This is a genomic window from Dyadobacter sp. 22481 (assembly GCF_052044875.1).
GTDB lineage: Bacteria > Bacteroidota > Bacteroidia > Cytophagales > Spirosomataceae > Dyadobacter > Dyadobacter endophyticus.
In genome coordinates, this window is sequence record NZ_JBQENV010000003.1 from 1,685,527 (window position 1) to 1,709,036 (window position 23,510).

At 49.7% G+C, this 23,510-nt stretch carries 17 protein-coding genes; 7 read left to right on the top strand and 10 right to left on the bottom strand.

Annotated elements, in window-relative coordinates; translation table 11 throughout:
- Window positions 1-8: 8 nt before the first annotated feature.
- The 5 genes from ACTJJJ_RS25755 to ACTJJJ_RS25775 form a co-directional block, all read right to left on the bottom strand.
- The gene (locus tag ACTJJJ_RS25755; protein ID WP_426292100.1) at window positions 9-1,373 is read right to left on the bottom strand and encodes a PhoPQ-activated pathogenicity-related family protein; all 1,365 of its coding nucleotides are present in this window, start codon (window positions 1,371-1,373) and stop codon (window positions 9-11) included.
- Window positions 1,374-1,397: 24 nt separating this feature from the next.
- Entirely contained in the window at window positions 1,398-2,693 is a 1,296-nt protein-coding gene (locus ACTJJJ_RS25760; RefSeq protein WP_440703449.1) for a hypothetical protein, read from the bottom strand.
- A 92-nt stretch (window positions 2,694-2,785) separates the two neighbouring features.
- Window positions 2,786-4,429: a SusD/RagB family nutrient-binding outer membrane lipoprotein gene (locus tag ACTJJJ_RS25765; RefSeq protein ID WP_426292101.1), complete on the bottom strand. Its 1,644-nt coding sequence runs from the start codon at window positions 4,427-4,429 to the stop codon at window positions 2,786-2,788.
- Window positions 4,430-4,466: 37 nt separating this feature from the next.
- On the bottom strand, window positions 4,467-7,859 hold the full coding sequence (locus ACTJJJ_RS25770; RefSeq protein ID WP_440703450.1) for a SusC/RagA family TonB-linked outer membrane protein: 3,393 nt from the start codon (window positions 7,857-7,859) through the stop codon (window positions 4,467-4,469).
- 296 nt (window positions 7,860-8,155) lie between these two features.
- Complete coding sequence (locus ACTJJJ_RS25775) at window positions 8,156-8,353, bottom strand: hypothetical protein (protein ID WP_188937119.1); 198 nt, start codon at window positions 8,351-8,353, stop codon at window positions 8,156-8,158.
- 244 nt (window positions 8,354-8,597) lie between these two features.
- On the opposite strand from ACTJJJ_RS25775, the gene ACTJJJ_RS25780 reads away from it, so the two are divergent.
- From ACTJJJ_RS25780 to ACTJJJ_RS25795, 4 genes are all read left to right on the top strand, one after another.
- The gene (locus ACTJJJ_RS25780) at window positions 8,598-10,022 is read left to right on the top strand and encodes a BamA/TamA family outer membrane protein (RefSeq protein WP_440703451.1); all 1,425 of its coding nucleotides are present in this window, start codon (window positions 8,598-8,600) and stop codon (window positions 10,020-10,022) included.
- Between the two features lie 116 nt (window positions 10,023-10,138).
- A complete protein-coding gene (locus ACTJJJ_RS25785; RefSeq protein ID WP_188937124.1) occupies window positions 10,139-10,735 on the top strand; it encodes a hypothetical protein in 597 nt (198 codons plus the stop codon).
- 5 nt (window positions 10,736-10,740) lie between these two features.
- On the top strand, window positions 10,741-11,448 hold the full coding sequence (locus ACTJJJ_RS25790) for a peptidylprolyl isomerase (protein WP_426292104.1): 708 nt from the start codon (window positions 10,741-10,743) through the stop codon (window positions 11,446-11,448).
- A 1-nt stretch (window position 11,449) separates the two neighbouring features.
- Window positions 11,450-12,355, top strand: coding sequence for an SDR family oxidoreductase (locus ACTJJJ_RS25795; RefSeq protein ID WP_426292105.1), 906 nt, complete (start codon window positions 11,450-11,452; stop codon window positions 12,353-12,355).
- A gap of 15 nt (window positions 12,356-12,370) precedes the next feature.
- Here the strand turns inward: ACTJJJ_RS25795 and ACTJJJ_RS25800 are convergent, their stop codons facing one another.
- The 4 genes from ACTJJJ_RS25800 to ACTJJJ_RS25815 form a co-directional block, all read right to left on the bottom strand.
- Window positions 12,371-12,739 (bottom strand): Uma2 family endonuclease, encoded by a 369-nt coding sequence (locus tag ACTJJJ_RS25800; protein WP_440703489.1) that lies wholly within the window; start codon window positions 12,737-12,739, stop codon window positions 12,371-12,373.
- Window positions 12,740-12,802: 63 nt separating this feature from the next.
- A complete protein-coding gene (glgP, locus tag ACTJJJ_RS25805) occupies window positions 12,803-14,452 on the bottom strand; it encodes an alpha-glucan family phosphorylase (RefSeq protein ID WP_440703452.1) in 1,650 nt (549 codons plus the stop codon).
- An 86-nt stretch (window positions 14,453-14,538) separates the two neighbouring features.
- Window positions 14,539-15,288: a hypothetical protein gene (locus ACTJJJ_RS25810; protein WP_440703453.1), complete on the bottom strand. Its 750-nt coding sequence runs from the start codon at window positions 15,286-15,288 to the stop codon at window positions 14,539-14,541.
- Between the two features lie 96 nt (window positions 15,289-15,384).
- Window positions 15,385-15,951 (bottom strand): hypothetical protein, encoded by a 567-nt coding sequence (locus ACTJJJ_RS25815; protein ID WP_188937135.1) that lies wholly within the window; start codon window positions 15,949-15,951, stop codon window positions 15,385-15,387.
- Between the two features lie 235 nt (window positions 15,952-16,186).
- Between ACTJJJ_RS25815 and ACTJJJ_RS25820 the strand changes: the two genes are divergently transcribed.
- Entirely contained in the window at window positions 16,187-18,607 is a 2,421-nt protein-coding gene (locus ACTJJJ_RS25820) for a TonB-dependent siderophore receptor (protein ID WP_440703454.1), read from the top strand.
- Between the two features lie 77 nt (window positions 18,608-18,684).
- Here the strand turns inward: ACTJJJ_RS25820 and ACTJJJ_RS25825 are convergent, their stop codons facing one another.
- Complete coding sequence (locus ACTJJJ_RS25825; protein ID WP_188937140.1) at window positions 18,685-19,449, bottom strand: 3-keto-disaccharide hydrolase; 765 nt, start codon at window positions 19,447-19,449, stop codon at window positions 18,685-18,687.
- Window positions 19,450-19,641: 192 nt separating this feature from the next.
- Here ACTJJJ_RS25825 and ACTJJJ_RS25830 point away from each other — a divergent pair, with 192 nt between their 5' ends.
- A complete protein-coding gene (locus ACTJJJ_RS25830) occupies window positions 19,642-21,489 on the top strand; it encodes a family 16 glycoside hydrolase (protein ID WP_426292109.1) in 1,848 nt (615 codons plus the stop codon).
- A gap of 27 nt (window positions 21,490-21,516) precedes the next feature.
- The gene (locus tag ACTJJJ_RS25835; protein ID WP_188937141.1) at window positions 21,517-23,463 is read left to right on the top strand and encodes a c-type cytochrome; all 1,947 of its coding nucleotides are present in this window, start codon (window positions 21,517-21,519) and stop codon (window positions 23,461-23,463) included.
- Window positions 23,464-23,510 lie beyond the last annotated feature (47 nt).

The window sequence follows — 23,510 nt, forward strand, 5'->3', positions numbered from 1 at the left end:
TCAGGGATTTACAGAACTGACTTATTATCCGTTAGGAACACCCTCGTACTTTCGGTGTAAGTGTCACCCTGCGGTGTTTTATATTTTAAATCCACATAAAATGCGCGGAAGCCACTTGCCGGTAACTCTGCGGTCACTTTCACGCTAGACTTTTGACTTATTTTCAAACTTTGAGCCGTCCAGGTGTCATTCCGCAAATCCTGGTCGGGCGAGTTGGCCGACCACAGAATCACGTCTACCAATGCATCCGGCGTAGCCTTAATGTCCAGGTTTACTTTCCGGTTAGCCACCGACTGGCTCCATTTGCATTCGGTATAAGGCCGTTTGTTAATCGTCGCCCCGAAGAATGCACTCAGGGCTTCCATCGCTTGCTTGCCGTCGCCGAGGTCGTGGCCCGCGTTGGGCACATAATGCAGCATATTCTTCCCTGGGATCTTGTCGAGATAGTTTTTGATATTGTCGACCACCCAATATTCATCGTTTGTTCCCATGAATATCATCTTCGGCATCGTCAGCTTGGCGCGGTAGGAATAGGGGTCTATCATCGCCGTAATGGCCTGCCCATCGGCCGAGCCGGTCGACTGCGGAATGCCCAGTTTTACATAATCTTCGATCTGGACGCTGTAATCGCCCCATGATTTGATCTGATAATCAAGACTAACCGGCATATTCAGCACATCGATCACCATCGGCGCGATCGCCTCCACACGCTTATCACTAGCGCCCGTAAGCCAGGTGGTCCAGCCACGCTTCGACGCCCCGGTAACCACGAAGCTGTTGACGGTATGTTTCAATTGTTTTTGAGAAAACTGCTGCACGGCATCCATCGCCTTCACCGCGCTCTTCACCATTGGAAAAAGCAGCGGCCAGGTATAGTCCTTGTCCTTTTTGAAGTTGTGCAAAGTATAGGAAATCAATGCATCCTCCGTAAGATCATCGAAAAACGGCTGGTTGGGCGTCTGTTTCAGCAATGCTACGATGGCATGGTTCGTAGTAGCCACCGCACCAAGCGAGGCATACATTTTTTCATCCTTTTTGCTGTTCCAATTCGGCAGTCCGTCGGCATTGGAGCCGCCGGTGATGAAGAGCAACGCGTCGTCATGCCGGTTTTCTTTGGGTACAATCACCGTCATCTGGTGTGTCCAGGTGAACTGGCGCCATTTCTGCGAGGTAACGAGTATTTGGTAAAATGTCAGATCGTCGCGCTTGAACGTCTCTTTCAGCTCCCATTTAAAGGTTTTGTCGCCATTATTAAGATAACTTTCCAGGGCATTTTCAGGTGTTACTTTTTGTGCATTCACAAACACGATGGCCACAATTGCCAGCAGCATGGACAAAACGGACCTGACGGCTATTTTCAAAAACATGATCACTCGGTTTTGGTTTGAAGAATCGGTTTACTTGCCCGCTGTGGCGGCCGGCACGGATGCGGCCGGCTTAGGGCTGTCTTTTACTAGTTTCAATGCCTGCTCGATATAAATCTCTCCTGTCATTTCGCCCAGGCTTGTGCGGCTCACGTAGTCATACCTTTTAAAACTATTGAAATCGACTTTCGTAAGCATATAACCGAAGGCGTCGTTCGTAAGTCCGAAAAGAAACGGTTGTTTGGTATTCATATTCCTTTTCACATAATACCCGATATTGGGCAATGCTTCGCCGGGCACCGTCAGTACTTGAGCGGTACCGATATTAAGCAGGTTAAGCTGCGTAACAATACGGTTATCACCGGCCATCTCATTTTTAATCGGTGATTTTTGGAGGATATAACGCATGACCTCCGAATCGACCGGAAACTCAATCCTGCGGGAAACGCAATAAACGTCGGGGTTTTCCTGCACCGCCGCGTCTTTCACGATCCGCAATGCCTCGTCGGCCAGCAGCTCGCCTATCCTTTTGCATTCAGTCCAATCGCTGGCTTCTTTCCCGTTTTCGAGGCGGTTGTCGGCCGTTACCATTCCGCCTTGTGCGCCATTCATGAAAATGGCCGTTCCGCCGCCCTGCGACTCAATCCGATCGTACAGCGGCCCGCAAAGGTCCGGGCTCAGAATGCCCCTGCCCGATCCGATAATTTCCGGGTGCACCGCGTAATTGACTAACGTAGCAATGGCCTTTCCCTTATTGACTCCGGAGGTTGCCACTGCCTGGATCACCCCGCAACGGGGATCATAAAGCTGATCGGCATAGTAGTTGTAGGCGATTTTCCCTTTTGCATCGCTTACCGCGATTTTCAACGAAGCATCTTCCAGTTTCCCAACGGCCTCATTCACAGCATCGGCGATTTGCTGTACGCACCGGTCGAGGTAGGTAAGGTCGGCGAAAGATTCACCTTTTTCATTGGGAAAACCATAAGCATCGGGCCCGCTATGCGTATGCGTGGCGCCTATGAGCACGTTCTCGGGTGCGATGCCCTTTATCAGCTTCCGCGACTTGTTTCCTAATGCAGCTGGCCACCCCAGGTTATCCACATTCACAATTGCGACCCGCACTCCACCTTTTTCCATCACAAATGCCCTCGCGTACAGTTCACCATTCTTCTGTGTCGCTTTTTTGGGAGTACCAATGCCCCCCGAAACCGGCAGCAGCGGATCGGGCGTGATCACCCGCACAGCCGCCGCAGCCCTGAAATGCTGCCCAACTGTAACCTGGTTCAGAAACAGGCAGAAACAGCAAAATACAATGGCCCTAACTTTCATGTTGAAATGGGTTTACATATTAAAACTAAACCGGAACCGTGGGATGATCCCGACAGTCCCGGTTTTAAATACTCACCTTAAAACAAATATGACTACCACGGCTTGCCTGTTCCTTGCAAAAGCCATTGCTTAGACCAGGCGCTGTTGCCGTTGTCGGCCTGTGAATAGCCGGTAACTTCCAGCTTGCTCACCGCGGTCTCGGTATTCGCCTTGTTGATGCGCAACTCATCCTGCATGTAGTAGAAACGCACAGGCAAAACCTCTCTTTTTGCTGCCGGGCCAGCTTTCAACGCAGGCAAGCCGGTGCGGCGGAAATCGAACCAGGCTTCGGTGGCGGCAGTCCAACTGGCAATCCACTTCTGTTCGAGGACCTGTTTCAAAGTATTGTCGAAAACCACACCCGGCGTAGCAACATAAGCGGCATACTTGTCGCCTACCTTCCAGGTTTCCATCGATGCTTTCACACCGGCTTCGTAACGGTCTTTTGCAACGCCCGTAGCCCAGCCTTTCAATGCAGCCTCGGCGAGGATGAAGTTTACTTCGGCAGCCGAGATCAGCCGTGCGCGCAACAACGGGCCCTTTGCAGCCTTATAAATATCATTCAAAAAGGACACGTGCGGGTTGAAAGACGTTTGTCCGGGGGTCGGATTGAGGTTGTATGCCGATGGCAATGCTGAAAAACTTGGCGGCAAACCTACGTATTCAGGGTCGGTGTCGACTGGTGTATTCTTCACTTTATCCGGCGAAAGTATCCGCTTGCCGTCTACGATTTTGTCCGTTCCGGCTGGTTGTGTCGGATCTACTACCAGCGGCACTTCCACCTTGTTGGCCCAGATTCCGAGCCGCGGGTCTTTCAAAGTCTGCAATTTCTCCACCAATGTGGCGCACATTTTGATGCGGCGGTAGTTGCTTCCGCTGGCGTCGCTTACGGTGTTGGCAGGCCATGAATCGGCTTCGCTGTTGCCGGGAAAGCCCATTGTGGCATCATCCGCATTGGATGTGATGATCGGATATTGGGCCGCATTGGCGACAATCTTCTCGATACCCGCCTTGGCGATGTCCGGCTGCTTGGCCGAAATGCGCAGATAGTAACGCAACATCAGCGAATTAGCCATTTTGCGCCATTTAGCAGGGTCTCCGCCGTAAAAGACATCCACGTTGTCGACAATTCCCTCATACTCGGCCTTTGATTTGGAAAGCAGCGCATTAGCCTTTTCGAGGTCTGCGATGATGCCCGCATAGATCTTGTCCTGGCTATCGAATGCCGGCAGAATGTCGGCTACCGAGCCCGCCTCCCCTTTCAATGCATTGGTGTAGGGTGCATCGCCCCAGAGATCGGTGATGAGCCCGAACATAAACGATTTCATTACCAGGGTAACGCCCTGGTGAAACTCGAAATTCGTCGCAACGGCCCGCTGATAAACGAGGTCGTTGTTGCGAAGCACGTCGTAATAGGCATTCCAGCTCTGGTCGCCGCCCCAATCATAATCGTTGTGCCCGCTCGACCACGCGTCTTTCTGCGTATGCTGCACCACGCCAGCAATGTCCTGATAACCCAGGTTTACATACAGTTTCGCGGCTTCCGTCAGGACGGTCGGCAACACAAGGTTCGGGTTTACCGACTCCGGCGCGACACCATTCGGGTTTTCGTTTATCTCCGTCAGGTCTTTACAAGAAAAGACCATGCACGCCAGCAGCAGCGGTATGATGACGAACTTGTTGTGATTTTTTTTCATGAGTATATTTATATAAAATAAACTATATGATTCTGTATCAGAAAGTTAAACCAATCTTAAAGCCAATCGGCATCACCCAGGGAGTAACGTTGTAACGTTCGATGCCCTGCTTGAACTGGGTACCCGCCTGTGCGCCCGACTCTTGCTGGAACGCCTGCTCCGGATCGATACCGATTTTCGCTTTGGTCCAAAGGATGATATTGCGGCTATAAACAGCGACGTTGGCATTTTGAAGGCCGAGGCGTTTCACGAACGTAGAGGGCAGGTCATAACCCAGGGACACTTCACGCAGCTTGATAAATGAAGCATCGAATGTAGCCGCGCGGGTGAAATCCCATGGGTAGTTGTCGCCATAGGGAATGTACTTGGTGTCCTTGCCACCCAGGTTTTCGGTATAACCGGTAATTTCGCCGGCTTCGTTGTATTGCGCGATCACACCCGGGTTGAACACCGCATAATCGTAAGTGTTGCCTCCGTACTCAAATGGGAAGCCTCCGTATGCTTTGGTAGGGCCGCCCACGATATTGAACTTGTTTCCATTGACAACCACTTTGTTGTTTTCAACCAGGTAATTGCGCAACTGGTCGCCCGTCATTCCGTTCGGATTGATCAGGTTATCCAGGAAGCGTTGGGATTTGAGATCCGATTCGCCGTAGCGATATGTTTGCGACACGAAGTCGCCTCCCTGGCGCCAGTCGAACGACATATTCAGGCTAAACCCTTTGTAGGAAACGGAAGTCTGTAACCCCATCGTGAAATCCGGATTGAAATTACCGATCTTATTGCGGGTTTTGGAAGCGCTGACCGATTGCCACGAACCGTTTTCATCCAGGATCGGATATTTGTAGTAAGGCGAACTCTTATCCTGAACTGTCACGAGCTCGGCATCGTAAATATCACCGATCTTGTCCCCGACATAGGTCCAGGCGCCACCTTTTGCGTCTGTCCAGAGGGTGTAGAATTCAAGACCGTCCGACAACGATTTGATAGTGGTCCGGTTTTTCGACCAGTTGGCGTTAATGTCCCAGCGCCATCCATTCTTATCGATCGGCGTACCTCCCAGGGTAAATTCAAGCCCTTTGCTCACGAGCAAACCTGCATTGATGTTTTTTGAAGTAAACCCGCTGGACCCCGGAAGTTTGGTCGGTATGATCTGGTTGCGGTTTTCCACCTGATAGTAAGTGGCCGAGAGCCGTACGCGGTTATGGTAAAGATTCAGGTCGAGGCCATATTCATAAGAAGTCGCGATCTCGGGTTTGAGGTCGGGTAGCAGAATTTGTCCTGATTTCGACAAACGTGTGATGCCGTCCCATGCCCCAGCATTGCCGAGCGTTGCCAGCAAGCTGTAAGGATTAGTATCGTTACCAACTTGAGCAACACCGCCTCTTAGTTTCAGCAAGCTGATCTGGTTCGCGATCGGGAACATTTCATTTAACAAAACACTCAATGAAGCCGATGGATAGAAATAGGAACGATTGGCTTTTGGCAATGTGCTCGACCAGTCATTCCGGGCCGTCAGATCCAGGTAAACCATGTCTTTGAAGCCAAGGTTAGCCAATCCGTACACACTGAATACCGCCTTTTCATACATCGCGCTACCGTAAGAGAGGTTCGCAGGAGCGATGTTCGACATAGTATACAGGCCCGGGATAATCAGCCCTGTACCGTTTTTGGTAGCCGTAGTCATGTCTGTATTTTTCTGATAGCGCGTATTGCCACCACCCGAAACGGACACACTGAAATCGCTGATGTCGCGCTTGTAGGTCAAAAGGAAGTCGGCATTACGCTCGAATCTCGACAGATTAATTATCCCGTAACCGCCCCGGCTGTCGTTGGTGTAGCTATTGCCGATCTTGGTCTGGCGCTCTTCGCGGTAAGTATCGAGTGCATAACGGCCCATAAGGCTCAAATGCGGGGTAATCTGCCAGTCAGCCTTCACATTTCCGAAAACACGGTCGCGAACAAAGCTGTTGTTTACCTCGTAGGCCAGGAACCATGGGTTGTTATAAGCGCCCGGACCTTGCGAGAGTTGCTTCAAGCCTTCTTGCCCCGGCACCCAGTAATTACGCAGGTCGTTGATATCAATGTGCGGCGAAACAGCGTATGCCCATTGCAGCGGGTTCGTACCACGATTGGTTGCTGGCCGGTTGTTCGAATTGTTGCGGCTGACATCGATGTTCGTACTCAATGTCAACTTTTTACTTAGCCTGACCGACGAATTGATGTTCAATGAATTCCGGAAAAGGTCGGAGTTCGGGATAATCCCCCGGTTGGACATGTTTGAGTATGACAAACGGTACGTGACGAGGTCGTTGCTATTGGAAATCGAGACGCCATTGGTCGTGGTGATACCCGTGCGTACGAAGTTTTTTACATTATCAGGGTGCGAAACGAGGTCTGTTGGAATGGGCTTACCATTGGCGTCTTTCGGGCTATTCCATTGGATCGCCTTGTACCCTTTATCGAGTTCCGGTCCCACGCCCCCGGCTGAACCCTCATCGATGAGCAGCACGCCGCCCGGGTAAGGATTATTATCGGGTGTAAAAGGAAGAATACCCGTTGCAAACTTGCTGTGCATGTTCAGGTATTTGTAAGGTCTGTCAAAAACAGTGCTCGAATTAACAGAAACGGTCATTTTCTTCGCTTTGCTGCCATTTTTAGTGGTAATCAGCACGACCCCGTGACCTGCACGTGAACCATAAAGCGCTGCCGCGTTAGGTCCTTTAAGGATCGAAACGCTTTCTACGTCGTCGGGGTTAATATTTGAAATCGCATTTCCATAATCGACGCGGTTGTCATTTCCTACCTGGCTTATATTGTTCAGGGTGTTGGCAATAGGGACACCATCCACGACAAAAAGTGGCTGGTTGTCATTACTGAGGGATGTCGCACCGCGGATGATCATACTCACCGACGAACCGGTTCCGCCCGTAGAGCTGATGGTAACACCCGGAACCTTGCCCGACAGGGAGTTCAGCACGTTCTCCTGTGCTACCCGGCTGATATCTTTTCCCTGAACTTCCGCGACCGCATACCCCAATGAGCGTTTTTCGCGCGAGAGACCCAATGCTGTGACTACGGTTTCTCCAAGGGTTTCGACACCTTCCGCCAAATCCACATTGACCACCGATTCATTACCCACAATCACCTCCTGGGTTTCATGACCAATGTAGGAAAAGACCAGAATGGCCTTCGAAGCGTCACTGACATTGATCGAATAATTGCCGGCTGCGTCGGTAGACGTTCCGACCTGGGTGCCCTTCACAACAATGCTGACACCGGGAAGCGCCGCCCCATCTATTTTCGAAGTAACTTTTCCCTTAATCGTCTTATCAAAATTTTTCCCCGCAAACGCCGGAGCGACGAGGAAAACGGCCACGAAAATGCATAAAAGCAACCTTCGCAGACTAGCAGTAGAATTTGGATCCATAGTTTTTGTTTTTAAGGTGATGGGCACTGTTCATGATACTGGGAATAGAGATTTATGTTAAAAACTGGAACACAATACAGACTTATATAATCCGTGTCAGCGGTATTAATAACATGGTATCAGGTGAGTGGCGGATCAACTTCCGGAAGGTTTGCTCCCGGGAGAAAAACTGATTGAAATCCTGCTCACGTTACTAGGAATGGTGTCTTTTGGGCTATTCTAACGGATCTAAGTTTTTTAATTTCTGACCAAACAATTGATAGAGGAGGGTGAGTAATGGTAATATCTGTAATCTGCTATAAATCCTTCGGCCCGGCTTCACCGTTGGGCCTGCTTTCCCTTAACAAACGGTTGAAATAAATTTCGAGGGCGTCGGAGTAGTTTTTACCTCGTTCGTCATCGGAAATTCCTGCAAGCAACTCCGCCAATTCGTCCCCGGATATCTTGTTGCTGATTAGCTTGTTAATCAAAATTTCAGCACGGGATAATGACATGGTGTTAGTTAGTTTTGGTATGTGACAAGGATACTGGCAAAGCCCCATAACAGACTACTCCCGCGACACGGATTTTTCATCCCGTCGCGCTCCTTTTTTTGAAAGCCGATAAAAAACATAAGCGCCCGAAAGCCCGATTTCTGTCAACTGATTGTTGCCATTCTTCACTAACCCCTATTTTTGCTAAAATTTTATCATATTAACAGGAAGTATCGTTTCTATACCGAAACCCGGATCGTGAAGAATGAACCCTAAGAAGTGCTGTCAGGAGATTTACTTTCTGCTTTTTATCCTACTGATTTCCCATTTTGCCTCCGGCCAGACGGTCGTTGCCGATAGTACAGGCAATGTGATCGTGGGCGATGTTACGGTGGAAGGGAACCATCGTACCCGCACGGGCATTATCATGCGGGAAATGGCGATCCGTCGGGGCGATACGCTTACGGCAGAATTACTCAAAGAAAAGCTCGAAATCGACCGCAGGAAGGTGGTTAATACCAATCTGTTTGTTACCGTGGAGTTGCTCACGAAGCCTAATCCCGACTCGGTGCACACCGATATCCTCATTGCGGTAAAGGAACGCTGGTACTTTATCATGCTCCCCGTCTTCCAGCTCGCCGATCGCAATTTCAATGAATGGTGGTACGAACGAAAGCGGGACCTTTCCCGCACGACTTACGGCGTATACCTCAGCTACGGTAATGTTACAGGCCGGGCCGATAAGCTTCGTTTCCTGGCCGAATTCGGCTTCATTCCAAAGTTCGAGCTGGCCTATACGTTACCGTACATCGATAAGGCTCAAAAAACGGGGATTACCGTCGGGACCTCCTATTCCATCAACAAAAACACCGCATTCAGGACCTGGCGGGACAAGCTGCAATACCTCAGCAGCGAGGAAATCAACCGCGAGCGATTCTTTACCTATGTGAGCCTGACACGCCGTAATAAATACTACACATTTCATTCCCTTGACCTCCGTTGGAGCTACCTGACGATCTCTGACACGGTAGCGGCTTTAAACCCCAATTACCTGCTGAATGGGGATAAACGGCAACGTTATTTCCAATTGACCTACACCTACAGTTACGACAAGCGCGACAATGCGCAATATGCACTGCAGGGCCAAGCCGCCGGATTGCAAATTTCCAAAACTGGGCTACTGGCTTCCGACGACGTCAATACGCTTTACTTGTATGGCTCCTACCGAAAATTCATCCCGCTTGGCAAGAAATGGTTTTTCAACACCAATGTGCGTGGGCGGATTTCATTTCCGAAACGCCAGCCTTATACACAAACTGTGGGTCTCGGTTACCGCAATGATCTCGTGCGCGGGTACGAGCTTTACGTGATCGACGGTCAGGATTACGCATTGATCAAAAACGAACTGAAATACAGGCTTTTCTCTATTCAAAAGCATTTTTCATTTATTCCCGTCCGCCAGTTCAATACCATTCCACTCGCAGCTTATATCAACACTTTTGCCGATGCCGGCTATGTCAAAAACAGCTATCCCGAGTTCAGCAATACGAGACTCGGCAATTCGACATTATATGGCGCCGGGGCCGGGCTCGATGTTGTGACGTTCTATAACATCGTCGCCCGATTCAATATCACACTGAACGGCTTGGGCGAGCGGAGGTTCTTTTTTAACCTTTCGAGAGAATTTTAACCAGATTTCCCCAAGCCGTAAATATGTATATATTGCATTTGACCGATATTCGAACTAGTTGCAAGGCACGATAATTTCTCAACTTATTTAAACCGAATGCCACAACCTCTACACTTATGAATACGCTGAAAAATGGAATCGCATTGCTCATGATGGCATTACTGGCATCAGCTTGCGACACTAAAACGAACGAAAAAAACGAAGCGGCAGCGGATTCCGTTGTCCTGCACGAACCTGTCCCCGCTGATCTGAATAGCGATCAATCGGCATTGTTGAAAACGATCCTTGGCCCGTCCGCGCAAAATCCTTCCGGTACGGTCCTGCGGGGTATTGCGTTCGGTGATCCGCTCACAAAGGTGAAAGCGACGGAAACATTCGAAATGTTTGAAGAAACGCCCGACCATCTGGGCTATACCTCGGAAACGGCACGGTTGGAGACGATCGATGTACAGTATTTTCTGACCCCGGAAAAAAAGGTGAACAAGATCACGATCGACGTTTACCTGAACAGTTCGGAGGCAACAAAACAGCTCTGGAACGCCAGCAAGCAGTATTTTAGCGAGACCTATTCTTCACCCAAAGAGGAAACCAAAAAAATCACCTGGAACAACAAGACTGTCCGAGTGAATATGGAGGACGTTTCGGAGGGGAAAGATTACGGTTTGAAATTTCAATTCTTCCCGGCAGACAAAAACGTTCTGGCCGCCAAATAACACCTATGAAAACAAAAAGATCGATTCTACTCGGCGCGCTGTGCCTCATTGTCCTGAATGTTTGTGCACAAAAACCGTCTAAAAAAGACGAGGTAATCACCATCAATACCGACAAGGGCACGATGCGCTTCATCCTTTTTGATGAAACCCCGAAACACAAAGCCAATTTTATCAAACTTGCCAAGGATAAGTTCTATAACGGACTGCTTTTCCATCGCGTTATCGACGATTTCATGATCCAGGGCGGCGATCCCGAATCACGTAATGCAAAGCCGGATGCAATGCTCGGCCGCGGTGATAACGGCTACAAGGTTCCGGCGGAATTCAATGGCAAGTTATTCCACCAAAAAGGCGCCTTAGCGGCCGCACGCGACAATAATCCTGCGAAAGAATCCAGCGGATGCCAGTTTTATATTGTAGAAGGCCGGAAATGGAGCAAGGCCGATCTTGAAAAACAGTCGGCACGCGCGGCACGCAAATTGACCGATGCCCAGAAAAAAGTATATGAAACAGTTGGCGGCACCCCGCACCTCGACGGCGCGTATACCGTTTTCGGACAGCTGATCGACGGCATGGATGTGCTCGACAAGATTGCATCCGTGGATAAGGACGAGCGCGACCGTCCGGAGAAAGACATTTCGATGAAAGTGTCTGTCAAAAAGATGAAAAAGAAGAAGATTACCCGCAAATACGGCTGGAAATACGAAGCTTAAATTGGAAAAGAAGAAAATCCTGATCACCGGCTCCAACGGGTTGCTGGGGCAAAAATTAGTGGAACTGCTGGTTTCAAAAGCGCATATTGAAACCGTTGCTACGGCAATAGGCAAGAACCGGCTGCCGATCAGCGCGGGATACCGGTATATTGAAATGGATATTACCGATCCCGGAGCCGTCGATCAGGTGCTCGGAACCGAGCGCCCCGACGTGCTGATTCACACCGCCGCCATGACGAACGTGGACCAATGCGAAGCAGAGAAGGACGCGTGCTGGAAGCTGAACGTCACTGCTACCGAAACGCTGGTCACTGCCTGTGCGAAGTATGAAATTTTCCTCGAACACGTCTCGACGGATTTCGTTTTCGACGGAACTTCCGGTCCTTACCGTGAGGAAGATATTCCTAATCCGATCAGTTTTTATGGATGGAGTAAATATGCCGCCGAAAAGGCAGTCAAGTCTTCCGACATCGAATGGGCCATCGCCCGCACGGTGCTCGTATACGGGGTCGCGCACGATATGAGCCGGAGCAATATTATTCTCTGGGTCAAAAATTCATTGGAAGAAGGCAAGGCGATCAACGTCGTAACCGACCAGTTCCGCACGCCCACACTGGCCGAAGACCTGGCATCAGGCTGCTTCCTCATCGCCGACCAGGAAGCCAAGGGTATTTACCATATTTCCGGCAAGGATTTCCTGACGCCCTACCAAATGGCGCTCGCAACCGCAGACTACTTCGGACTGGATGCCTCGCTGATTTCGCCTACCGACGCATCAGCATTCACCCAACCCGCCCGCAGGCCTCCGCGCACGGGATTCAATCTTACGAAATCAAGGAATGTTTTGGGCTACGAGCCGCATTCGTTTCGGGAAGGGATTGCGTTGCTGGCTAAGCAAATAGGTTGAATAGCATTTCGCATTTCAGAAGTTTCCGATCTCACCCAAATTCAATACAAACCCGGGAAAAACCTGCTCCCCGGAAAGTTGAATGTCAAAGCCTGAATGCTCGATGATGGCACAGCCGGGTTCGTAAATGTAGACTTTCTTTCCATACCGGTCTATCAGCCAGGAGAGGCGGCAACCATTCGCCATATATTCCTGCATTTTGTTCTGTAAATAAATAATGCTATCCGTTTTTGAACGCACTTCAATCACAAAATCAGGACACAAAGGAGCGAATCTTTCTTGTTCGGATTCCGACAGTGCATTCCACCTCTCACTATTAATCCAGGCGACGTCCGGCGAACGGACAGCTCCATTTTGCCGCGAAGGCTGCGCGGCGACCAGCAGTTAATTTTCACAGGACATATTCATAAGGACCAACTGCCTGCCGCCGCTTCCCGCGGATTAAATTTAATTATACAATAACTCATAATACTCCCTGGCCATCCGGTCGGAACTGAACGGTTCGGAAACGTCATTCATACTATTCAAAGTCATCTCCCGCCATTTCTCAGGCGCATTATAGTAAGTCGGGATCACGGAACGCTCCAAAGTTTCCATCAGATTATCGCAATCTTGCTTATTAATATCCTCCCCTTTGGCAACCGGCAGAAGAAATGCATTGTGCCCGTCTTTTGCGAATTCGCAGATCCAGCCATCGTAGGTCGAAAGGTTCAATGCCGCATTCATAGCCGCCGTCATCCCGCTGGTACCCGATGCTTCGCGCGTCACGACCGGCGTATTGAGCCATATATCGGCCCCATCTTTGAGCAGCTTGGATAATGCCAGCTCATAGCCTGTCAGTACGGCCATGTTAGGAAACAAGTGGCTCAGATAGAATAGATGGTTAAAGGTCCCAACTGCACCTTCATCTTTCGGATACGGCTTTCCAGCCCATATCACCTGCACCGGCTGCTCCTTATTGCCCATTATGCGTTTGAATCTTTCCAGGTCCCAAACCAGCATATCCGCCCGCTTGTAAGCCGCAAACCGCCTCGCCCAGACGATCGTGAGCACATCCGGGTCAAATAACTTCCCACTCTGGTCGGCGACTGTTTTGAACAAAACTTCTTTCAGCTCCTTCTTACGTGCGACAATCGCGCTGGTATCCTTTTTTTTCCTGGCCTTTTCCAAAATAGGGTCAACCCAGTAAGCATTGTTTTGCGCATTGGTAATGTGCCCGATCGGCGCGATTTTGGGATGCGTTTTCCACATTTTTCGTGAAACTTCCCCATGCAGTTTGGAAACGCCGTTCGCTTTATGGCTAAGGCTCAATGCAGCCAGCGAATGGTTGAATACTCCGTCACGAATGCCGCTGATCTTACGCACCGTTTCCAGGTCCAGTCCTGAGAAAAAGCCCAGTTTATCCAGAAAATGAATATCGTGCTTTTCATTACCGGCTTCTTCGGGGGTATGCGTTGTAAAAACTACCTTTTTCCTTACCTCAGCCACATCCTGGTATTTTTTATACAGATGAAAAAGGGCGGATACCGCGTGCGCCTCATTCAAATGGTAAACTTCCGGCTCATACTGCAGCGCTTCGAGCAACCGCGCGCCACCGATACCGAGCACCATGCATTGCGCTACTTTGTAGGTAACGTCCGAGTCGTACAGTGAATAACTGATCGCTCGCGTGGATTCGTCGTTGCCGTCGGTATCGGTAGTCAGGAGAAATAATGGTGCGGAACCGAATGTTTCAGGAGCCAGATAATAGGCTGCTACCCAAACGTTTTTACCCATAATGGGTATCTGAAAACGGATTTTGGTATCGGCGAGATACGAATATATTTTCTCCGTGAACTCCGGCTCCATACTGCCGTCCTTTTTCCGGCCCTGGTCGTAATAGCCGTACTTCCAGAGCATCCCAATGCCGATCAGATTCTGTTTCAGCCCGTATACGCTGCGCATATGCGAACCTGCGAGGAAGCCCAGACCGCCGGAGTAAATCTTTAATGCCTGGTCGACGGCGAATTCCATCGAAAAGTAGACGACTGATTTTTTGTATTTGCTGTCCGCGACAAACGGATGTTGGTAGGGGAGAACGAAAGTTTCCTGTGACATCAGAAGCAATTTTGATAAAACAAATAACGTAAATAAAAAACCCGGCCAATCGAAAAGGGCCGGGCCGGGAAATTATCTGCAAATAGTTATCCGCCAAAGAGCCGCGCCCAGAATCCTTTTGTCTTGGTCTTCGTTTCAGCGACTTTTTCCGTTGCCTCTTCTTTCAATTCGGCTATTTCCTCAGCTGCTTTCGCTTTCAGTTCGGCGGCTTTGGCCTGCGCTTCCGCCAGCTTCTCGGCGGCTACTTCCTTCGCGTCTTCGAATGCTTCGGCGGCATCTTCTTTAATATGTTCGTACTTATCGGTTGCGGCTACCTTAATGTCCTCAAACTTCTCCGCAGCAACTTCCTTGATGTCCTCAAACTTGTCTGTCGCAGCCTCTTTCAGGTCTTCGAATTTCTCTGCTGCTGCCTCCGTCAGACCGGCGAGTTTCGCAGCAAAGCCGGATTCTACCTCCTCGACCTTTTCCGCAACCTCCTCTTTCACCGCCTCAGCCTTCACGGCCGCCTCCTCCTTCACTTCTGCCACAGCTTCCTTAACCGCTTCCGCTTTTTCTTCGATCACCTCTTCCACTTCGGTGGTTTTGGTCTCGGCCTGCGCTTTCAGGTCATCGAGCGTCTCGTAAACTTCGGTTTTAATTCCATCAGCTGCATCCACTACCTCGTCCACTTTGTCCTCTGCCTTTATTTCCAATGCGTTGGCTTCCTCTTTCACCGCTTCGGCTGCCTCTTCCGCGATCTGGTCTTTGGCTTCGGTAGCAGTAGTTTTGAGTTCTTCAACTTTATTTTCCAGCGATTCTTTTTCGTCTTCTGGTGTAGGTTCAGTATTCTCGGCCATGGGAAATGAGGTTTTAAGGTAAAAAACAGTTGATACGATGAATGCGTAAGCTACAAAGGAGTTGCCAAGGTTGCAAGCAATCCGGGCAGCTTTCTGTCAGGTTAACCTTCTAACCATCAAATTTTTAACAAGCTCATAAAACGGCTCCGGCTGCAACGTACGCCAGTTATTGAGGTGCAGCGTACCACCGAAATTAATATAATAGTCGAGCCGGAATTTCGTCCATTGCTCCTCCACATGCTCGCGAAAATTGACGGCGACGATCCATCCGTCCTCCACGTCATCGAACCATTCCGCATAGTAATCATCCTCCGCGCCATGGAAGTCCAGGACATTTTCTCCCAGCAATATAAACTGGTTAATACCCTCATCGACAAGGGGATCGACCACCTGCCGTTTCAGGAACATGATATCATTATGCAGCGCATCGTTCCATTCCCCGAACATTTCAATAATCACAAAGCGCTTTTTATAATCGGCAAAAAGGATTTTCACATACAACGTCTCCGACCCGATATGGTCCCAAAGCGGGTGGATATAATAGCCGTAAATCGCATTCTCATAATAATCAAGATTATACGTGCGGCCATAGAACGGCGAACGCTCGTCGTGGCTGGCTACATAGTGTTTTTCCCAATTGTAATAGGGTTCTATTTCCTGCATGGCAACTTTTGGAATGGCATTGAAAACGAATATAAATGAAAAATAGAAAAGGATTAACCGATGCTACCAATCGTTTAAGGCATTATCATTATTGGACTCAGACAAATTATTATTTGGACTTAATATAAATAGTGTTGTAGCTTTGCCACGAACCACGCTCCCGCGCCGCATTGCAAATCCATCCGTTTATATTAATAGTATCCCAATGAATCCGAGGAATAAATTCCGAAAGTGCATGGCCGTCATGCTTTACATTATTGCTTTATTTTCCGCCAACCAATCCCACGCTCAGGCCAACGAAGGCCGCGGTGCATTGCGGGGCACCGTGAAAACTTCCGACGGCAAGGCCGCCGAATTTGTCAACATTACCATTAAAGGAACTGGAAAAGGAGCGCAAAGTGATGCAGACGGGCAATTTATCATCCGGAATATCCCTGCCGGCGAGCATAGGGTCGTAATCCAGTTGCTTGGTTATGAGCCTATCGAACGCCCGGCAGCCATCGGTTCTGATCAAACCGTCATATTCGAACCGGTATTCCTGAACGAGGACAGTAAGGCATTGCAGGAAGTCGTGATCAGCGGGGATATCAACAAGTTTTCCAAAAAAGAAAGCGATTACGTAGCCAAGCTCCCCGTGAGCAATATGGAGAACCCGCAGGTTTACAGTGCATTATCCAAAACACTTTTTACAGAACAGCTTATTACAGACTTCTCCAACATTGTTAAAAACGCGCCGGGGGTTTATAAAATCCAGGCCAATCGTGGTATTAACTCCGATGGAGCAACATTCTATGCATTGCGCGGTTTCCGCACGGAATTGTCCGTCGTGGATGGGTTGCCGGTACAAACGAACGGCGAGTTCGACCCGATCAATGTCGAAAAAGTGGAAGTGATCAAAGGGCCATCGGCTACACTGTTCGGCAGTTCGGTTACTTCGTTTGGCGGGCTAATGAATATCGTGACTAAAAAACCGGTTGAAATAGCGGGCGGTGAAATTGGTTACACAACCGGCAGTTTCGGCTTGAACCGTCTGACCGCCGACATTTATTCTCCTATTAATGCTTCCAAAAATCTTTTGCTGAGGGTTAATGCAGCCTATCAATATCAGGGCAGCTTCCAGGATGCGGGTTTCCGGAGAAGTCTCGTGATTGCACCATCACTGGAATATCGTGTGAATGAAAAGATGACCATCCTTTTCAACGCGGGCATTTACCAGAGCGAGATGACGAGCCCGTCGGCCGTTTTCCTCAACCGTACCCGCCAGTTTGCAGCACACACGCCTCAGGAACTGGGTTTTGATTGGAACAAGTCCTACACCAGCAACGACCTGACGATGAAAACGCCGACCATCAATGTGTATGGTCAGTTGAAATACAAACTTTCGCAAAGCTGGACGTCGCAAACCGCGTTTTCGAGCAATACACGTAGATCAGAAGGTTTTTACCAATATCAGTTCATTCGAGGCGCCGTGGCCGATACCTTGCTCGAACGCAATATTTCTTTACAAAACACGACCAACAATGCGATCGACATCCAGCAGAATTTTATTGGCGATTTCAAAATCGGCACGTTACGCAACCGCGTCGTAGTCGGCCTCGACTACCTGAACCGCACGGCGCACAACAACAACTCGCCTTACATCGTGTTCGACAATGTAAGCGGGATTCACAATGACCCGAATTACCTCAAAATCAACCGCACGTCCGTGGAGGCGCGACTGGCCATGAACAACGACGCGCCTTTACGTAACTATAACTCGGGTAATGTGTACAGCGCCTATTTCTCCGACGTCCTCAATGTTACCGACCGCCTGCTGGCGATGATCAGCCTGCGCATCGACCGTTTTGAAAACAAAGGCACATTAAACCACGCGACCCGCACCTACGTCGCTAATACACAGTTCAAGCAAACTGCCGTTTCGCCCAAACTGGGCCTTGTCTATCAGTTGATCAAAGACCGGCTTTCTGTTTTTGGAAACTATATGAACGGCTTCTTCAATGTTGCCCCTGTAACCCAGCCGCTACCTGATATTTCCGGGGTTTTTAAGCCACAGCAGGCCAATCAGCTCGAAGGCGGTATTAAACTGGAAAGCTATCAGGGCAAGCTGAATATGACCGTCAGCTATTATGACATTAAAGTAGACAACACCACGCGCACCGACGTGCTCGTACGCGACGGCAAGAATTACAACGTCACCGTGCAGAACGGCACGCAATACAGCCGTGGAATTGAGGTAGAAATTATTGCTAACCCGATAACGGGGCTAAACCTCGTGGCGGGTTATAGCCATAATGATAGCAAACTGACCAAATCTACCGTCGCGCTGGAAGGTCGCCGCCCCGCTAATGCCGGCCCGGCTGATCTGGCGAATGCGTGGATCAGCTACAATCTGCCTTTCGGAAAGCTCAAAGGAATCGGGGCCGGTATTGGCGGCAACTACATCAGCGAACATTTGACTTCGAATTCGGCGGTGACGGGTATTTTCACGATTCCTTCCTACACGGTTCTGAATGCGACGGTATTCTATAACACCAAAGCATGGCGGCTGGGGCTGAAACTCGACAATATGCTGGATAAGAAATATTTTGCCGGACAGGGTGTGCTCACGCCCCAGATGCCGAGGAATTTCTCGGCGAACCTGGCGATCAAGTTTTAGCTAGCTGGTGGATTAAAAATCAAAACGGGCCGCCTCATTTGAAGCAGCCCGTTTTTGATTTCAATATCCTCTAAAATTTACAATTCACGAATCCAGATATTGCGGAAGCTCGTCGTATTGTTGTGGTCCTGCAATTTGATAGGGCCTTTTCCGTGCGGCTCGATTGTCGGCTGGCCGATGTAAGGAGTCGTTCCCTGGATCGCGGTGTGGTTTTGAACCAATACCCCATTGTGGATCACGGTAATGTAAGGCGGGATACTCATCTGGCCATCTTTGTTGAAATGCGGCTGTGTGTAAATCACGTCGTAAGTCTGCCATTCGCCCGGGCCTACGGCCGCGTTTACGAGGGGCATTGTTTGCTTGTAGATAGAACCGGCCTGACCGTTCGAGTAAGTCGGGTTGTTGTAGCTGTCGAGTACCTGCAATTCGTAAACGCCCTGCATGAAAATACCGCTGTTACCGCGGCCTTGTCCATTACCGTCTACTTTCGCGGGGGTTCTCCATTCGATGTGCAGCTGGTAGTCGCCGAACGTCTGTTTGGTTTGGATGTCGCCTGATTTCGGGGCAACGGTCATTGCGCCGTCGCCAACTGTCCAGGGAGCAGCCGCTTTGCCGTCTTTACCGGAAACCCACTGATCGAGGTTTTTACCGTCGAACAGAATAATAGCATCCGAAGGGGCTGTGAAGCCTGAAACGGCCGGAGAACCTTTACCTGGCGTTACAACACGGGGAACCGGGTTCCACAATTCGCTGGATTCAGGAGTTTGCTTCGCAGGTTGCAATTGCGCGTGTGCGGCGAAGGCTGCGGCCATGCTGAACGCGGTAAGCATCAATTTTCTCATTTGAAAAGTAACAGTTTTAGTCTAATAACTTTTTGAAATAGTATCAAAACACAACATTAAGTAAAAAGCACTAACAAAAAGGATTCTCATCTATATAAATGTAATTTTCCCGATTCTTATCACGTAATTTGCAGGGCTAAAGGCACTCCTGGCCTGATTGCTAATCTAAAACCGACTAAGCTTACTGCAAGTATGTTTAAAACCAACCGTTCACTTTTTCAATTAATCGCCTCTGGGGTAGCGGCTTTTGCCATGCACACCGCCTACGCCCAGCAGCCTATTCCCCTCAACGACCTCAGTGCTTTTACGACCAAATCCAGTGACTGGAAAATCGTCGGTAATGCATCGGCCGACCTCTCCAAAGAAAACGCGCTGATTACCAGCCCGGGTAAAGGAGTACTGGCTTGCCTCCATGAAAAAGGCAAGTATGGCAGCGACTATGAACTGATTTCCAACTTCAAACACGGCGATCTCGACCTTGAACTGGATTTCATGATGAGCAAAGGTTCCAACTCAGGAATCTATCTGCAAGGCAACTACGAAGTACAGCTTTTCGACAGCTGGGGTAAAAAAGGCGCCAAATACAACGACTGTGGTGGTATTTACGAGCGCTGGAACGATTCCAAGCCCGAAGGTGAAAAAGGTTACGAAGGATACGCACCGCGTTTCAATGTGGCGAAAGCGCCGGGATTGTGGCAGCATATCAAAATCTCTTACCAGGCACCGCGTTTCGACGCAAATGGCAAGAAAATCGCGAATGCGGTATTCCTTTCTATCGTCTTAAATGGTGTGACTATCCACGAAAACGTGGAAGTTAGCGGGCCTACCCGCGGTTCACTGACGGCTGAGGACGTGCCAATGGGTCCGATCCGCATCCAGGGCGACCACGGTTCTTTGGCAATCCGCAATATTGTGGTTAATAATTTTGACAAGAAACCTGCGACCCTTTCCGAGCTGACCTACAAAACCTATTACGGCGGTCTGTCCGAAACCGAGGACCTTTCAAAACTTACTCCTGCGGAAACCGGCAAGTCGGAATCGCTGAACTGGGAGATTTTGAAAGAGAACAACAATTACTCTTACGTTTACAATGGCCGTTTCAATGCAGCTACCGAAGGCGAATACGCTTTCCGCTTGCAGGCTTCGGGTAATTCCTACCTGAAAATCGACGGTAAAGATGTGATCAAACCCGAGTGGAAATCGAACAACGAATTCCGTGTAGGCAAAGTAAACCTGAAAGCCGGCGACCATACGATCGAAGTTTTCAACAACAAAAGAGATGGCTGGATGCGCCCGGTATTGGGCCTTTGGACCAGCGGTCCTGGCTTCCGCGAGGTGGCTTACCATGCAAAAAGCTCGGCCATGGGTGGCGGTTCTACCGATCCGATCCTGATCCAGGCACCTACCAACACGATTACCCGCTCTTTCATGGATTTCCGCAAGGACGAAAAAGCGAAAAGAATACGCGTTGTACACGCGGCGTCTGTGGGTAGCCCTGCGAGCCTGCATTATACGTACGACCTCGACAAAGGCGCAATCCTGCAAGTTTGGCGTGGCGAATTCCTAGATGCAACCCCAATGTGGCACGACCGCGGCGATGGCTCCTCACGCCCGCGAGGCAGCGTGACGTTGCTCGGCGACGATATGTTCTTGGGTAAATCAGGTAAATCTAAGTGGGAAGCGGACACAACCGGCAGCGGTTACCGTCCGAAAGGTTATGTATTGGATGATTCCGACGTGCCTACCTTCCAATATCAGGCATTCGGCTCGGCGATCACCGACTACGTGTCCGTCGTGAATAACCAGTATTTCGAACGCATTGTAAAGGTGAATAACCCTGCAAAAGACCTCGTGGCACGCCTGGCTGACGGTTCTTCCATTGAAAAAATCTCGGAAGGACTTTACGCAGTAGACGATAAATCGTACTACATCCAGCTGGCCGACAAAAAACTTAAACCAGAAATCAGAGGCGCAAAAGGCGAACAGGAACTCATCGTGCCTGTTACCAACGGCGAAGTGAAGTACTCCATTCTGTTCTGATTTTAACCTATTATTCCTGATTTGACAATGAAAAAACTTGCTCATATAGCATTCGCTCTTTTGGCTTCCCTCTCTACGCTGAAAGCGCAGGAGTCTCCGAAAGAAGAAGATTTTTACAAGATCGTCACCCCGCCGATTCCTGAGGGTATTATCCTCGAAGTAGGTGGCTTAACGACCCTGCCAAACGGTTCACTGGCGATTTCAACCCGTCGTGGTGAAGTTTGGATCGTGGATAACCCTACCAGCCGCACGCCATATTTCCGCAAGTTCGCGACCGGCTTGCACGAAATCCTCGGTTTGGCATACAAAGAAGGTGCATTGTACTGCGCACAGCGTGGGGAATTGACCAAATTGGTCGATAAAAATGGCGACGGCAAGGCTGATGTTTACGAAACTGTTTACGCGTGGCCGCTTTCAGGTCACTACCACGAATATTCGTTCGGTCCTAAACTCGCTCCGGATGGCAGCTTTTTCGTGAGTGGCAACGTAGCATTCGGTGACGAAGAATGGTGGAGAGGCGAAAGCCGTGTTCCCGGGCGTGGCTGGATATTCCACATCACCAATGACGGCAAATTCGAACCATACGCAACCGGCGTGCGCTCCCCTGCGGGTATCAGCATGCTGAACGGCGAGCTATTCTACACCGACAACCAGGGCGACTGGATGGGTACCGGTGCTATTTTCCAGGTTAAAAAAGGCGGCTTCATGGGTCACCCGGCAGGTTTGAAATGGGCTGGATTGCCTAACTCGCCTGTAAAACTGACTGAAAAGCAATTCTTCGCGGAGCGCGATAACCGCCAGCACCGCAATGCACAGGACCGCGCTATCAAGCCTGAAAACACAATGGGTGAAGAGCCACAGTTCTTGTACCAGTTGAAACAGAAATATGACATGGTGCAGCTTCCGGCTGTATGGTTGCCTTATGGTGTACACGGTGTTTCTACCGCGGAACTGATTTTGGATGATACCAAAGGAAACTTCGGCCCATTCACAGGCCAGGTGTTTGTGGGTGACCAGGGACAAAGCAATATCATGCGTATCGTGATGGAAAAAGTAAAAGGTGAATACCAAGGCGCCAGCATCGGTTTCCGCAGCGGATTCCAGTCGGGTGTATTGCGTATGGCATTCGATAAGGATGGATCGATGTTCGTAGGGGAAACCAACCGTGGTTGGGGATCTGCCGGTGATGCCAACCAGGGCTTGCAACGTCTCGTTTGGAACGGCAAAATGCCATTCGAAATGTACACTGTAAAAGCACAGCCAGACGGTTTTGAAATCGAATTCACGATGCCTGTTGACCGCAAATCGGCGGAGGATCTGGATTCTTACAAAGTAAGCAGCTACCTCTACAAGCATTACCCTGTTTACGGTAGCCCGCAGATCAACCTGGAAGATGTGAAAATCGCAGGTGTGAAAGTTTCCGACGACAACAAGAAGGTGCGTATCGTACTCGACGGAATGAAACAGTATTACGTTCACAAGATCTCTCTGGAAGGCGTTCGTTCGGCTACCAACAGCTGGTCACTGGTTCACCCCGATGCATACTATACGCTGAACAATATCCCTGACGGCGACAAGCTGAAAGTTTCAGATCTGAAAACTACCCGTTCGGGCAAAGCACAGGCATCGGTTTCGGCCGAGCCTGCGAAAGAGCACGTATCACCGGATGGAAAAGGCAAAGCAACTCCCGCGAAAGCCGGAGCAGCGGCCAAAACCCCAACTTGGGAAGAAGTGAAACCATTGCTGGCGAAAAACACCTGCCTTGCCTGCCACGCACCCGACAAGAAAGTAGTGGGTCCTTCTTACGCGGACGTTGCAAAACGCAAATACAGCAACGAAAAAATCGTGGAACTGATTTACGCGCCGAAGCCTGAAAACTGGCCTGACTACGCGACGCCAATGGCGCCAATGCCTCAGGTTCCCAAGGCAGAAGCTGCTAAAATCGCAGCGTGGATCAATTCGCTTGCGAAATAATTGCATTCAAACCTGGCCTGGCCCGGGTAATCTATAAAAAAGGCTGC